The organism is Pseudomonas moorei, from assembly GCF_042846945.1.
GTDB lineage: Bacteria > Pseudomonadota > Gammaproteobacteria > Pseudomonadales > Pseudomonadaceae > Aquipseudomonas > Aquipseudomonas moorei.
In genome coordinates this window covers 2,404,359-2,417,850 of record NZ_AP035776.1, presented here as the reverse complement: position 1 = coordinate 2,417,850, position 13,492 = coordinate 2,404,359, and the positions used below count along the sequence as shown (strand labels likewise).

The 13,492-nt window shown below is 59.8% G+C and carries 13 protein-coding genes; 5 read left to right on the top strand and 8 right to left on the bottom strand.

All coding sequences use genetic code 11. The annotated features are described in order from the left end of the window. Nucleotides 1–72: 72 nt before the first annotated feature. The 6 genes from era to lptF form a co-directional block, all read right to left on the bottom strand. Nucleotides 73–975: a GTPase Era gene (era, locus tag ACGJAX_RS11195; protein ID WP_390958906.1), complete on the bottom strand. Its 903-nt coding sequence runs from the start codon at nt 973–975 to the stop codon at nt 73–75. Further along, nucleotides 968–1,657: a ribonuclease III gene (gene rnc / locus ACGJAX_RS11190; protein WP_008056598.1), complete on the bottom strand. Its 690-nt coding sequence runs from the start codon at nt 1,655–1,657 to the stop codon at nt 968–970. The genes era and rnc overlap by 8 nt, the downstream gene beginning before the upstream one ends. Nucleotides 1,658–1,841: 184 nt before the next feature. Next, complete coding sequence (lepB, locus tag ACGJAX_RS11185) at nt 1,842–2,696, bottom strand: signal peptidase I (RefSeq protein WP_090316568.1); 855 nt, start codon at nt 2,694–2,696, stop codon at nt 1,842–1,844. 5 nt (nt 2,697–2,701) lie between these two features. Next, nucleotides 2,702–4,501 (bottom strand): translation elongation factor 4, encoded by a 1,800-nt coding sequence (gene lepA / locus ACGJAX_RS11180; RefSeq protein WP_090316563.1) that lies wholly within the window; start codon nt 4,499–4,501, stop codon nt 2,702–2,704. Nucleotides 4,502–4,672: 171 nt separating this feature from the next. Further along, nucleotides 4,673–5,734: an LPS export ABC transporter permease LptG gene (gene lptG, locus ACGJAX_RS11175; protein WP_390958903.1), complete on the bottom strand. Its 1,062-nt coding sequence runs from the start codon at nt 5,732–5,734 to the stop codon at nt 4,673–4,675. Beyond that, nucleotides 5,727–6,845: an LPS export ABC transporter permease LptF gene (lptF, locus tag ACGJAX_RS11170; RefSeq protein ID WP_390958901.1), complete on the bottom strand. Its 1,119-nt coding sequence runs from the start codon at nt 6,843–6,845 to the stop codon at nt 5,727–5,729. Before lptF ends, lptG begins: the two co-directional genes overlap by 8 nt. 396 nt (nt 6,846–7,241) lie before the next feature. Between lptF and ACGJAX_RS11165 the strand changes: the two genes are divergently transcribed. Genes ACGJAX_RS11165 through ACGJAX_RS11155 form a run of 3 tightly spaced genes read left to right on the top strand, consistent with a single transcriptional unit; the run spans nt 7,242 to nt 9,619 of the window. Beyond that, the gene (locus ACGJAX_RS11165) at nt 7,242–8,732 is read left to right on the top strand and encodes a leucyl aminopeptidase (protein ID WP_247255915.1); all 1,491 of its coding nucleotides are present in this window, start codon (nt 7,242–7,244) and stop codon (nt 8,730–8,732) included. A 60-nt stretch (nt 8,733–8,792) separates the two neighbouring features. Beyond that, the gene (locus ACGJAX_RS11160) at nt 8,793–9,221 is read left to right on the top strand and encodes a DNA polymerase III subunit chi (RefSeq protein ID WP_090316547.1); all 429 of its coding nucleotides are present in this window, start codon (nt 8,793–8,795) and stop codon (nt 9,219–9,221) included. 8 nt (nt 9,222–9,229) lie between these two features. Continuing rightward, complete coding sequence (locus ACGJAX_RS11155; RefSeq protein ID WP_090316544.1) at nt 9,230–9,619, top strand: DNA polymerase III subunit chi; 390 nt, start codon at nt 9,230–9,232, stop codon at nt 9,617–9,619. A 139-nt stretch (nt 9,620–9,758) separates the two neighbouring features. On the opposite strand, the gene ACGJAX_RS11150 is transcribed toward ACGJAX_RS11155, so the two are convergent. Further along, nucleotides 9,759–10,526 (bottom strand): sulfite exporter TauE/SafE family protein, encoded by a 768-nt coding sequence (locus ACGJAX_RS11150; RefSeq protein WP_247255917.1) that lies wholly within the window; start codon nt 10,524–10,526, stop codon nt 9,759–9,761. Between the two features lie 197 nt (nt 10,527–10,723). Between ACGJAX_RS11150 and xseA the strand changes: the two genes are divergently transcribed. After that, nucleotides 10,724–12,103, top strand: coding sequence for an exodeoxyribonuclease VII large subunit (gene xseA, locus ACGJAX_RS11145; protein ID WP_390958898.1), 1,380 nt, complete (start codon nt 10,724–10,726; stop codon nt 12,101–12,103). A gap of 3 nt (nt 12,104–12,106) precedes the next feature. After that, nucleotides 12,107–12,928: a peptidoglycan DD-metalloendopeptidase family protein gene (locus ACGJAX_RS11140; protein ID WP_390958896.1), complete on the top strand. Its 822-nt coding sequence runs from the start codon at nt 12,107–12,109 to the stop codon at nt 12,926–12,928. 119 nt (nt 12,929–13,047) lie between these two features. Here the strand turns inward: ACGJAX_RS11140 and ACGJAX_RS11135 are convergent, their stop codons facing one another. Beyond that, nucleotides 13,048–13,404, bottom strand: a complete 357-nt coding sequence (locus ACGJAX_RS11135; protein WP_090316533.1) for a hypothetical protein — start codon at nt 13,402–13,404, stop codon at nt 13,048–13,050. Nucleotides 13,405–13,492: the final 88 nt, after the last annotated feature.

Genomic DNA, 13,492 nt, shown 5'->3' with positions numbered 1-13,492 from the left:
GGCTATCTGAATGAACGCGGCGCTTTCAGATCCATCGCGAGCAGGCTCGCTCCTACAGGGGGCTGCGCTGTATTACAGGTCGCCGTAACCCAGCGAGCGCAGGGCACGCTCGTCGTCGGACCAGCCGCCTTTCACCTTGACCCAAAGGTTGAGCATGATCTTGGAGTCGAAGAGCAGTTCCATGTCCTTGCGCGCCTCGGTGCCGATACGCTTGATGCGCTCGCCCTTGTCGCCAATGATGATTTTTTTCTGGCCGTCTCGTTCAACGAGGATCAACGCGTGAATGTGCAGGGTTTTGCCCTGCTGCTTGAACTCTTCGATTTCGACGGTGATCTGGTACGGCAGCTCAGCGCCCATCTGACGCATGATTTTTTCACGCACCAGCTCAGCGGCAAGGAAGCGGCTGCTGCGGTCGGTGATCTGGTCTTCCGGGAAGAAGTGATCGTTTTCCGGCAGATGATCGGCAATCACCCGCTCCAGCGCATCGAGGTTGTGCCCGTGCTGGGCCGAGATCGGGATGATCTGTGCGTTCGGCAACTGTTCCTGCAACCAGGACAGGTGCGGCATCAGCTCAGCCTTGTCTTCGATGCGGTCGGTCTTGTTCAGCGCGACGATCAGCGGGCCGGTCACGTATTGCACGCGCTCGAGGACCATCTGGTCTTCTTCGGTCCACTTGGTGCGGTCAACCACGAAGATCACCACGTCGACGTCTTTCAACGCCGCCGACGCGGTTTTGTTCATGTAACGGTTCAGGGCTTTCTCGCCCCCCTTGTGCATGCCAGGGGTATCGACGTAGATCGCCTGCACATTGCCTTCGGTCTTGATACCGAGCATGTTGTGGCGGGTGGTTTGCGGCTTGCGCGAAGTGATCGCCAGCTTCTGACCGAGGATGTGGTTCAGCAACGTGGACTTGCCCACGTTCGGACGGCCGACGATGGCAACATAGCCACAGCGCGTTGCAGTTGTATCAGTCATTGCCATTCTCCACACCCAGGGCAATCAGTGCTGCGGCGGCCGCTACCTGTTCGGCAATACGACGACTCACACCCTGACCTCGGCTTTTTTCATTCAGTAAGGTGATTTCGCATTCGACGAAGAACGTCCGGCAATGCGGTTCACCCTGGATATCCACCACTTCGTAACGCGGCAGCTCGCAACCACGGGACTGCAGAAATTCCTGCAGGCGGGTTTTTGGATCTTTGTTGGTGTCGACCAGCGTCAGGCCTTCGAATTCACCGGCCAGCCAGGCCAGCACGCGCTCGCGCGCCACTTCCATGCCAGCGTCGAGGTAGATCGCACCAATCAGCGCTTCCAGGGCATCGGCCAGGATCGACTCGCGACGGAAACCGCCGCTCTTCAACTCGCCGGAGCCCAGGCGCAGGTATTCACCCAGATCGAAACCACGGGCCAGTACGGCCAGGGTCTCACCTTTCACCAGACGGGCACGCAAACGCGACAACTGGCCTTCGCGGGCCAGCGGGAAGCGATCGAACAGCGCCTCGCCGGCCACGAAGTTGAGAATGGCATCACCGAGGAACTCCAGGCGTTCGTTGTTGCGCCCGGCAAAGCTTCGGTGAGTCAGGGCCAGGACCATCAGCTCCTGATCCTTGAAGGTGTAGCCGAGCTGACGCTCGAGACGGCTTAAGGAGACGCTCACGGTTTACCCACGCTGAGTTCGTGGTTGGATTCCACCGCCATCGCCGGGATTCGACGCAGGCTTGGGACAATTAACGCTGTGTTCAAAAATAACGTCCTGAATTTCGTTGTTTTCATGCTTTCGGTGCCGATTGTGTCGACTCCAGAAATGCATTCGGCGCTGTGTTCAACAGCGCCGTGTTTGATTACTTGATCAGGCCAACCCGCGAAAAATTCGGCAGGTGACTGAGTTTCGGTTCCGGCCAGCTCATCCAGACTGCAAAGGCCTTGCCGACGATATTTTTGTCGGGAACCATGCCCAGCAGATCCTTGGGAATGTTCGGATCATCCCAGTAGCGACTGTCGTTCGAATTGTCGCGGTTGTCGCCCATCATGAAGTAGTGCCCGGCAGGCACGGTCCATGTACGGTCCGGCGTTGCGCGGTAACGACTCATTTCCTTGCGGATCAGGTGCTCGGCGGCGCCGAGTTTTTCCTTGTAGAGTTCGGCGCTGCCCAGGGTACCCGGCTCGGAGCCGACCAGTTGCTCGGCAATCGACTGACCGTTGACGAACAGATGCTTGTCGGCGGTGTAACGAACCTGATCACCCGGCAGACCGACGACACGCTTGATGTAGTTGACGTTCGGATCGCTTGGATAGCGGAACACCATCACATCACCACGCTGTGGCTCGCCGACTTCGATGACTTTCTTGTCGATGACCGGCAAGCGGATCCCGTAGGAAAACTTGCTCACCAGGATGAAGTCGCCGACGTCCAGGGTCGGTTTCATCGAGCCGGAAGGAATCTGGAACGGTTCCACCAGGAACGAACGCAGCACCAGCACGATGAACAACACCGGGAAGAACGACTTGCCGTATTCGACCAGCAGCGGCTCTTTGTTCAGTTTCTCGACCACCATCACATCAGGCTGGCTTACGCTGCCCTGATAGGAGGCAATGGCGGCACGCCGACGCGGCGCCAGGAACAGCAGATCGAGCAACGCCAACAAGCCGCAAACGAATACGGCGATGACCAGCAACAGCGGGAAATTTAGTGACATAGGACCTAACTATCCAACCTGAGCACTGCAAGGAAGGCTTCTTGTGGAATTTCCACGTTACCGACCTGCTTCATGCGTTTTTTACCGGCCTTTTGCTTTTCCAGCAGTTTTTTCTTACGGCTAACGTCACCGCCGTAGCATTTGGCCAATACGTTCTTTCTGAGTGCCTTGACGGTTGTCCGCGCCACAATCTGACCGCCAATGGCGGCCTGGATTGCCACGTCGAACATCTGCCGCGGAATCAGGTCTTTCATCTTCTCGGTCAACTGGCGACCTTTGTAGTGCGCATTGTCCTTGTGCACGATCAGCGCCAGGGCATCGACCTTGTCGCCGTTGATCAGCACATCCAGTTTCACCAGATTAGCCGATTGGTAACGATCGAAATGGTAATCCAGCGAAGCATAGCCGCGGCTGGTGGACTTCAGACGATCGAAGAAGTCCAGGACCACTTCGTTCATCGGCAAATCATAGGTCACCTGGACCTGGCTACCGAGGAACAGCATGTCGTGCTGAATGCCGCGTTTCTCGATGCACAGGGTAATGACGTTGCCCAGGTGCTCCTGCGGCACAAGAATATTGGCCCGCACGATCGGCTCGCGCATGTCTTCGATCGACGACAGGTCCGGCAGTTTCGACGGGTTATCGACGTAAATCGTTTCACCGGTCTTGAGCAGCAGCTCGAAAATTACCGTTGGCGCCGTGGTGATCAGGTCCAGGTCGTACTCGCGCTCCAGGCGCTCCTGGATGATTTCCATGTGCAACATGCCGAGGAAACCGCAACGGAAGCCGAAGCCCAGAGCATCGGAGCTTTCCGGCGTGTATTGCAACGACGAGTCGTTTAGGGTGAGCTTTTGCAGCGCCTCACGGAAGTCTTCGAAGTCGTCGGAGCTGACCGGGAACAGACCGGCGTACACCTGTGGCTGAATACGTTTGAAGCCTGGCAGCACGTCGACATCCGGCGTCGAGCTCAGGGTCAGGGTGTCGCCCACTGGCGCACCGTGAATGTCCTTGATGCCAGCGATGATGAAGCCCACTTCACCGGCTTTCAGGTCAACGGTCGCGGTGTGTTTAGGATTGAATACACCGACACTGTCCACCAGGTGGATCTTGCCGGTGGACTTGACCAGAATCTTGTCACCCTTCTTCACGCGGCCATGGCGAACGCGCACCAGGGACACAACGCCCAGGTAGTTGTCGAACCAGGAGTCGATGATCAACGCTTGCAGCGGATCTTCGATGTTGCCGGTTGGCGCCGGAATGGTGGTCACCAGGCGCTCAAGCACTTCATCGACGCCCAGACCAGTCTTGGCGCTGCACGTGACCGCGTCGGTGGCATCGATGCCGATGATTTTTTCGATTTCTTCTTTGACGCGGTCCGGATCGGCCTGTGGCAGGTCGATCTTGTTCAACACCGGCATCACTTCCAGGCCTTGCTCGATCGCCGTGTAGCAGTTGGCAACCGACTGTGCCTCAACACCCTGACCGGCATCGACCACCAGCAGCGCGCCTTCACAGGCCGCCAGCGAGCGGCTGACTTCGTAGGTGAAGTCAACGTGGCCGGGGGTGTCAATGAAGTTCAGCTGATAGGTGATGCCATCACGGGCTTTGTAATACAGGGTAACGCTATGCGCCTTGATGGTGATGCCGCGTTCACGCTCAAGGTCCATGGAGTCGAGGACCTGGGCTTCCATTTCGCGCTCGGCCAGGCCGCCACACATCTGGATGAAACGGTCGGCCAGCGTCGACTTGCCATGGTCAATGTGGGCGATGATGGAGAAATTGCGGATATGACTCAAATCACTCACGGATCAACACTCAAAAAGGCTGCAGGCATAGCCCGCCGAAAAATAGCCGGGAATTGTACCTGATCCACGGCGCAAGCGTCACGTTTGCAGGTCAGACGGCCTGTACAAAAACGCCCCGGTCTTGCGACAGGGGCGTTTTTTATGACCAGTGAAGCCGGGAATGTCCCGTCCTCAACCGGCGCGACGCAACAACAACAGCCCGGCCAGGGCGCAGATACTGGCTGGTACCAGCACTGCAAACAACGGTGAGAAACCGAACACCAGGCTCGAAGGGCCCAGCAGGTCCTGAGCAATGCGGAAGGTGAAGCCCACCAGAACCCCGGTAAATACCCGCTGACCGAGGGTCACCGAGCGCAACGGGCCGAAAATGAAGGAAATCGCCATCAGCACCAGTGCGGCCGTGACCAGCGGCTGCAACACCTTGACCCAAAATGCCAGCCAGTAACGACCATTGTTCAAGCCCTGCTCCGCCAGGTAGTGGATATACCCCCACAGACCGCTGATCGACAGCGCCTCAGGTGTCATCACCACGGTATTGAGCAATTGAGGACTCAATGCCACGTCCCAGCGCTCCTGGGGAGCATTCACCACTTCAGAACTCTTCTCGTGGAACAGCGTGGTGGTGACATCGGTCAACTGCCAGTGCTCCTTGTCGAAGTCCGCGCGCTTGGCGAAGCTGGCCGACAACATGTGCCGCTCGGCGTCAAAGCGATAACGGGTCACACCGTACAGAATGCCGTTGGGCTGAACGGAGTTGATATGGATGAACTCATCGCCCTGACGGTGCCACATGCCGTGCTTGGCACTTTGCGCGTCACCACTGCCCTGGGCCAGGGAACGATTGGCCTGTGCGATGTTTTCGCTGGCGGGGGCGACATACTCGCCAATCAGCACACCGGCAATCATCAGCACCAGCATGGGCTTCATGACCGCCCAGACGATTCGTCCGATCGACACGCCGGCGGCGCGCATGATGGTCAACTCGCTGTTGCTGGCCAGGCTGCCGAGGCCGATCAGGCAACCGATCAGCGCCGCCATCGGCAACATGTCGTAAAGGCGGCGCGGTGCGGTCAGCAGCACATAACTGGTGACATCGGACAGGGTGTAGGTATCGCTGATCTCGCCCATTTCGTCGATGAACGCAAACAACGTTGCCAGGCCCAGGATGATCCCCAGTACCGCCAGGATCGCAATGAGCACGCTGCTACCGATGTAGCGATCGAGCTTAACCACGGGCCACCTCCAGCGCGCTGCGGCGGCTCGCCATCTTCAAGCGCAGGGGCTCCCAGTAAAGCAGGCCCAGGCCGATGACCAGGAAGATGGCATGCACCCACCACAGGCCCAACGCCACCGGGGTCTTGCCCTTGTCCAGAGCGCCGCGCGCGGCAATCAGCAGGGTCAGGTAAGCCATATAAAGAAGAATCGCCGGCAACAGTTTGAGGAAGCGCCCCTGGCGCGGGTTGACTCGCGACAGCGGCACCGCCATCAGAGTCACGATGAAGACCAGCAATGGCAAGGACAGGCGCCATTCGAGCTCGGCGCGCAGGCGCAGGTCATCGCTGTTGATCAGGGAACTGGTGCTCAGCGCATCACGGTCGGTGACTTCGTCGCTGACATCCGGTTTAGCCAGCAATACACCGTACTCGTCGTATTTGATCGCCCGATAGTCGGCCTGCCCCGGATTACCGTCGTAACGGTAGCCATTGTCGAGGATCAGGTAGCGATTGCCATCAGGTTTGATCTCCTGACGGCCCTTTTCAGCCACCAGGACCGAAATCCCGCGATCTTTCCCGTCGGATGAGGCGTTTTTTTGCGAGATGAATACGCCGCCCAGGTTGATACGATCATTCGACAGCTGCTCGGTGTAAGTCACCCGGGTTTCGTCGCGCAACGCCTGGAAACGGCCCGGCTCCAGGGTATCGAACTCGGTCAGGGCATCCTGTTTGTTCAGCAGCAACTGAAACTGATTGGCCCCTTGCGGTGCCAGGCTCAGGCTCAGCCAGGCCACGACCACTGCCACCAGCGTGGCCGGAAAAAGGGTCATGACCAACAGGCGCTGCTGGCTCATGCCGGTAGCCGAAAGCACGGTCATCTCACTTTCCAGATACAGCCGGCCATACGCCAGCAGGATCCCCAGGAACAGCCCCAATGGCAGGATCAGTTGCAGGAATCCCGGTAGACGAAAGCCCATGATCAGGAACAGTGAACCCGGATCCAGAAGGCCCGAAGCCGCCTGGGCAAGGTATTTGATGAAGCGTCCGCTCATGATGATGACCAGCAGCACGGCGCTGACGGCGCTCAAGGTCAACAGGACTTCGCGGGATAGGTAACGAAAGACGATCAAACCAGACACTCCAGGATTGTCAGGCGAAGGCGGCCAAACAAGCAGACATATCAGGCAGCCCACAAGGCAGAGCCGCCGAAAAAGATGGCGCATTATCCTGTGATTGAGTGCACCTGTCACTGCGCAATGCGTGAGGCACCTGCACGAGCGTGCTTGCTCGCCAAGTACGACATCTATTATGCGCGATGCTTGAAACACCAAGGAGGCCGGGTTCTTCGCGAGCAAGCTCGCTCCTACAATCGTATGGCCGAGGGTTGTCAGGCGCCGGTAGCGAGGTTCAAACTGCGGCCTTCGTCGCCGGTCGCTACTGGCGCCTTTCTATTTAGATGCAGGCAAGCGACGCACACCTATTGTGGAGCGCGCTTGCAAGCTGACCATCAATTCAGGGACCCGGACATGGAACTGGTTGTAAAGAGCGTTAACCCGGAAACGTTGAAAACCGCCACGCTGGTGGTCGCCGTCGGTGAAGGCCGTAAACTCGGTGCCGCCGCCAGGCAACTCGACGAACTCAGCGGTGGTGCGATCAGTGCCGTTCTCAAGCGTGGCGACCTGGCCGGCAAGGTTGGCCAAAGCCTCTTGCTGCACAGCCTGCCAAACCTGAAGGCCGAACGCGTGCTGCTGGTGGGCGTGGGTAAAGATGAAGAACTGGGCGACCGCCCGTTCCGCAAGATCATCGCCGGCGTACTCAACACCCTCAAAGGCCTGGGCGGCAGCGATGCGGTCCTGGCCCTGGACGAAATCGTGGTCAAGGGCCGCGACAGCTACGGCAAGACCCGCCTGCTGGCCGAAACCCTGGTGGACGGTGAATACCAGTTCGACCAGTTCAAGAGCCAGAAAGCCGAACCGCGCGCCCTGAAGAAAATCACCCTGCTGACCATCAAGGCCGCCCAGGCTGAAGTGCAACGCGCCGTGACCCACGCCACCGCCATTGCCAACGGCATGGCCTTCACTCGCGACTTGGGCAACTTGCCGCCAAACATCTGCCACCCGACGTTCCTCGGTGAGCAAGCGAAAAACCTCGGCAAAGAGTTCAAGGACCTGAAAGTCGAAGTCTTCGACGAGAAGAAGATCAAGGCACTGGGCATGGGCTCGTTCTATGCCGTTGGCCAGGGCAGCGCCCAACCGCCGCGCCTGATCGTCATGCAGTACAACGGCGGCAAGAAATCCGAGAAGCCCTACGCCCTGGTCGGCAAAGGCATCACCTTCGACACCGGCGGTATCAGCCTCAAGCCAGGCGCCGGCATGGACGAAATGAAATATGACATGGGCGGCTCTGCCAGCGTGTTCGGCACCCTGCGTGCGGTGCTCGAGCTGAAATTGCCGATCAACCTGGTGTGCATCCTGGCTTGCGCCGAGAACATGCCGAGCGGCAACGCTTCGCGCCCGGGCGACATCGTCACCACCATGAGCGGCCAGACCGTGGAAATCCTCAACACTGACGCCGAAGGCCGTCTGGTGCTGTGCGACGCCCTGACCTACTCCGAGCGCTTCAAGCCGCAAGCCGTTATCGATATCGCCACCCTGACCGGTGCCTGCGTGGTTGCCCTGGGCTCCCACACCTCGGGCCTGCTGGGCAACAACGATGAACTGATCGGCCAACTGCTCAGCGCCGGCAAGGCAGCCGACGACCGCGCCTGGCAACTGCCGCTGTTCGATGAGTACCAGGAGCAACTCGATAGCCCGTTCGCCGACATCGCCAACATCGGCGGCCCGAAAGCCGGCACCATCACCGCAGCCTGCTTCCTGTCGCGCTTCACCAAGAACCTGAACTGGGCTCACCTGGACATCGCCGGCACCGCCTGGACCAGCGGCGGCAAGGACAAGGGCGCCACTGGCCGTCCGGTTCCCCTGCTGACCCAATACCTGCTGGACCGCGCCAAAGCCTGAAACCGATGAACCTGGGCGGCGCCGCTTTCGGGCGGTGCCGCTCAAGGCTCAGGAACCGCAATGACCAAAGTAGACTTCTACATCCTGCCCAGCGCCGACCCTTCGGCACGCCTGGATTTTGCCTGCAAGCTCACCGAAAAAGCCTGGCGCATGGGGCACCGCATTTACCTGCATTGCAGCGACGCCTCCCAGCGCGAGGATCTCGATGCACGCTTATGGGCATTCAAGGGCGAAAGTTTTGTGCCCCACGGCCCTGCCGAAAGCGAACCCGACAGCCTGATTGTCCTGGGTCTTGGCGACGACTGCGGCCAGCACCAGGATTTACTGGTCAATCTTGACCTGAAAGTGCCGGCCTTTGCCCAGCGTTTTGCCCGCGTGGCAGAAGTGGTGGTGGAAGACCCGGTGATTCGCCAGGCCGCGCGCGAGAGTTTCCGTTTCTACCGCGAACAGGGCTATCCTCTGCAAGATCACCGTTTACAGCGACTCTGAGCATTCCGATGGACACTCCAAAACCGCTGCAAAAGTCCGTGCACCTGCTGGATGACCTTGAGTCGATCCGCCAACTGCTCGGCGATGACAACCTGCAACCACCGCTGCTGACCGACACGGTCGATGAAGGTGAACAGGAACAGATTCCAATGCTGTTCGATACCGTCAGCGCCCCCGCGCCGATCATCGAACCGAAAGCCCCGGCGCCAGCCGCCGAACCGGCGCCGACCACCCGCAAGGGCGCCGACGCCCTGCTCTACCTCGACAACGAACTGCGCGCTGCCGCGCAATTGATCATGCAGGACGTAATCGACGACTTCGCGCCGCACATCGAAACCGAAATCAAGCGCCGCTTGAATGCGCGGATGGAGCGGTTGCTGAGCCAGTACAACGATTGAACAACGTGAGCCGGGCGCGCTTCTGTGGGAGCGAGCCTGCTCGCGATAGCGTGCGAACCGACTCATCAATGTTGAATGTGACGACCTTATCGCGAGCAGGCTCGCTCCCACACAAAACGCCCTGCCACAGGTTGCCCCCTCAGGTGCTGAGGTAGCGCCCGATCAGCGCGACCCCGCTCGCCAGCACCAACCAGGTCACCAGCCGCACGAAGGCCTCGCGAGACAGGCGCATCGTCAGCCGTCGACCGATCCACAGCCCCAGCGCCATCGCCGGCAACAAGCACAGCGCCAGTACCAACAAGGGCAGCTCGGCGTACACGCCCGCCACAATGAAGAGACTCAACCGCACCACGGTGCTGCAACTGATCAGCGCGCTCTGCGTCGCCCGCGCCTCGTCCTTGGGCAGTCGACTGTTCAGATAAATCGCATACAAAAAACCGCCACTGCCGAACAACGCACCGAACATCCCGCCCACCGTTCCCATCGGCAGCGCCCACACGGCAGACAATTGCGTCGGACGGGCTTTGACCCACAGGCTGTAGATGGCATAGGCGCTGATAAACAGCCCCATCAACAGCAGTAACAGATCGGATTTCAGGTTCAGCAAAAAAATCACACCCAACGTGCAACCGACCGCCATGCACGGCAGCAAACGCAATAACTCCGGTTTCGCCACATCACGCCGCGAGGGCAGCAGATTGCCGAATGCCGCGACAAAATCCAGCAGCACCAGCAAGGGCACGATTTTCGACAGTGGCATGAACACAATCAGAATCGGCCCGGCCACCAGCGCGGTGCCGAACCCGGCGATGCCGAATACGATATAGGCCAGGGCGATACCGACCCCGATCACCAGCCACTCCGTGACTCCGAACGGCCATTGGTTCAACAACTCAAACACATTCATTCCCCTCTCTTCCTTGATGACCGCTGACGACTTTAACCTTGTGGGAGCGAGCTTGCTCGCGATGGCGTCTTAAAATTCACCGACGATATTGCCAGCCGGACCGCGATCGCGAGCCAGCTCACGCTCACAAAGGCATCAACAAGGGAATTGTTCGCACGCATGGAGATTGATCACCGAATGCCTTTAAACTGCGCCCCATGATTAAAGATCCCTTTGCAAGACTCGGCCTGGACCGTGAAGTCCTGACCGTCAGCCAGCTCAACGGCCGCGCGCGGGTGCTGCTCGAAGACGTGTTCAGCAACATCTGGGTCGAAGGCGAAATTTCCAACCTCGCCCGTCCGGCGTCCGGCCACGTGTATTTCACGCTCAAGGACAGCGGCGCCCAGGTGCGCTGCGCGCTGTTCCGGCAGAACGCGGCGCGGGTACGACAAGCGTTGAAGGACGGCCTGGCGGTGAAGGTACGCGGCAAGGTTTCGCTGTTTGAGGGGCGTGGTGATTACCAACTGATCCTCGACACCGTGGAACCGGCCGGCGACGGCGCGTTGCGGCTGGCCTTCGACGCGCTGAAGGAAAAGCTCAGCGCCGAAGGCCTGTTCAGTGCCGAACGCAAGGTACCGCTGCCGGCCCATCCACAGCGGATCGGCATCATCAGCTCCCCCACCGGCGCGGTGATCCGCGACATCATCAGCGTGTTCCGCCGTCGCGCACCGCAGGTACAACTGACACTGATCCCCACAGCCGTTCAGGGCCGCGAAGCCACTGCGCAGATTGTGCGCGCGCTGAAACTGGCCGATGCCCGCGGCTTCGACGCCTTGATCCTGGCCCGTGGCGGCGGCTCGCTGGAAGACCTCTGGTGCTTCAACGAAGAAGCCGTGGCCCGCGCGGTGGATGCCTGCATAACGCCGATCGTCAGTGCCGTCGGCCATGAAACCGACGTGTCCATCAGTGACTTCGTCGCCGACGTGCGCGCCCCGACGCCATCCGCCGCCGCTGAGTTGCTCGCGCCGGATTCCAGCGATCTGGTCCGTCGGGTCGAAAGCCTGCACCGACGGCTGGTGATGCGCATGCGCGACCGTTTGATGCGCGACCGCCTGCGCCTCGAAGGTATCTCCCGGCGCTTGCGTCACCCCGGCGAACGCCTGCGCCAGCAAGCGCAACGCCTGGATGATCTGGACATGCGCATGCGCCGCGCGTTCGAACGCAGTCTCAACACGCGCCGTGAACGGCTGATTCGTCTGGAAACCCGCCTGGCCGCGCAACATCCAGGCCGGCAACTGGCGATGTTGCGCCAGCGCCTCGACAGTCTCGCCGAGCGCCTGCCTCGTGCCATGCGCGAGGGCCTGAAAAACCGTCGCCTGCAGTTGCAAAGCCAAATGCAGACCCTGCATGTGGTCAGTCCCCTGGCGACGCTCGGTCGCGGCTACAGCATTTTGCTCGATGAGCGCGGCAACGCGATTCGCAACGCCGCTCAAACCCAAAACGGACAGCGCCTGAAAGCCAGATTGGGCGAAGGCGAACTGCAAGTACGGGTCGAAGACAACCACCTGACGCCTGTCACCCTTTCATTACTGGATTGACCCATGCCGCGCCTTTTAGCTTCGCTGCTGTTGCTGTGCTTGACCCTCAACGCCCACGCCGACAGCTACATCACCCGCCTGTTGAACAAACCGGTGCCGGGTGGCGTCGCGGTGGTGGACCTCGGCACTTCCGCGCAAGCACCGAAAGCCAGCTATCAGGGCAAACCGGTGCTGGTGGTCAAGGAACAGAACAATTGGCTGGCCATCGTCGGCGTACCACTGACGACCAAGCCGGGCACTCAGTCCATCAACAGCGGTGGCCGTACGCTGAGCTTCACGGTGGGCCAGAAAAAATACCCTGAACAACGCATCACCTTGAAGAACACGCAGCAGGTCAATCCGGACCCGGAGAATCTCAAGCGCATCGAACGCGAGCTGGCTGAGCAGATCACCGCCTACCGCACGTTCAGCCCGAATACGCCCAGCAACCTGCTATTGGACAAGCCTGTCAACGGGCCGCTGTCGAGCAAGTTCGGGGTGCGCCGGTTCTTCAATGGTGAAGAACGCAATCCCCACGCTGGCCTGGACTTCGCGGTGCCGGCCGGTACCCCGATCAAAACCCCGGCCGCTGGCAAAGTGATTTTGATCGGCAATTATTTCTTCAACGGCAACACGGTGTTTGTCGACCATGGCCAAGGCTTCATCAGCATGTTCTGCCACATGTCGAAAATCGATGTGAAGGTCGGTCAACCATTGGCTCGCGGTGACGTGGTCGGCAAGGTCGGTTCGACCGGGCGGGCGACCGGGCCGCATATGCACTGGAACATCAGCCTGAACGATGCGCGGGTGGACCCGGCGATTTTCATCGGGGCGTTTCAGCCCTGAATTCGCAGTGAGGCGAGCGGCCTCTTCGCGGGCAAGCCCACTCCCACCCGATCCATTGTAGGAGCGGGCTGCCCGCAAAGGCAGCATCACAGGCTCAAACCTGATCACTGAAAAACAACTTACTCCGCGTCCAGATCCTCAATCCCATGCACCTCCCGATCCGCCAGGCAGTGTTTGACCCACTCCTGCGTCTCCTGCGAAAAGCCGCTTAACTCTTGAGCCGTAATCAACTCCCGGGCACACAGCCCGAGCAAGTGCGAGCGGGCTTCATGACGTGAAAAACTGAAAACCCCAAAGGCCCAATACAGCTCTTTTTGACCAGCCTTGAGCAGCTCCTCGCTGGCCTCCATCCGCTCGTAAGGTGAGAGGCTTTTATCCAGCACGGTCTTTTCGACATCCGCCATGATCCGCACGCACATCCGCTCGCGGGCCATCGGACGCAGCACACAATAAAGCTTCCAATCTGACTCGTTCATCGCCGACTCCTGCTTGCCAGTCGAGGCTTAAAGCATAGCTGCGCCGCCGGCCGCCCATGCTGAAAGCTTCGATTGCGCACCACTCAAA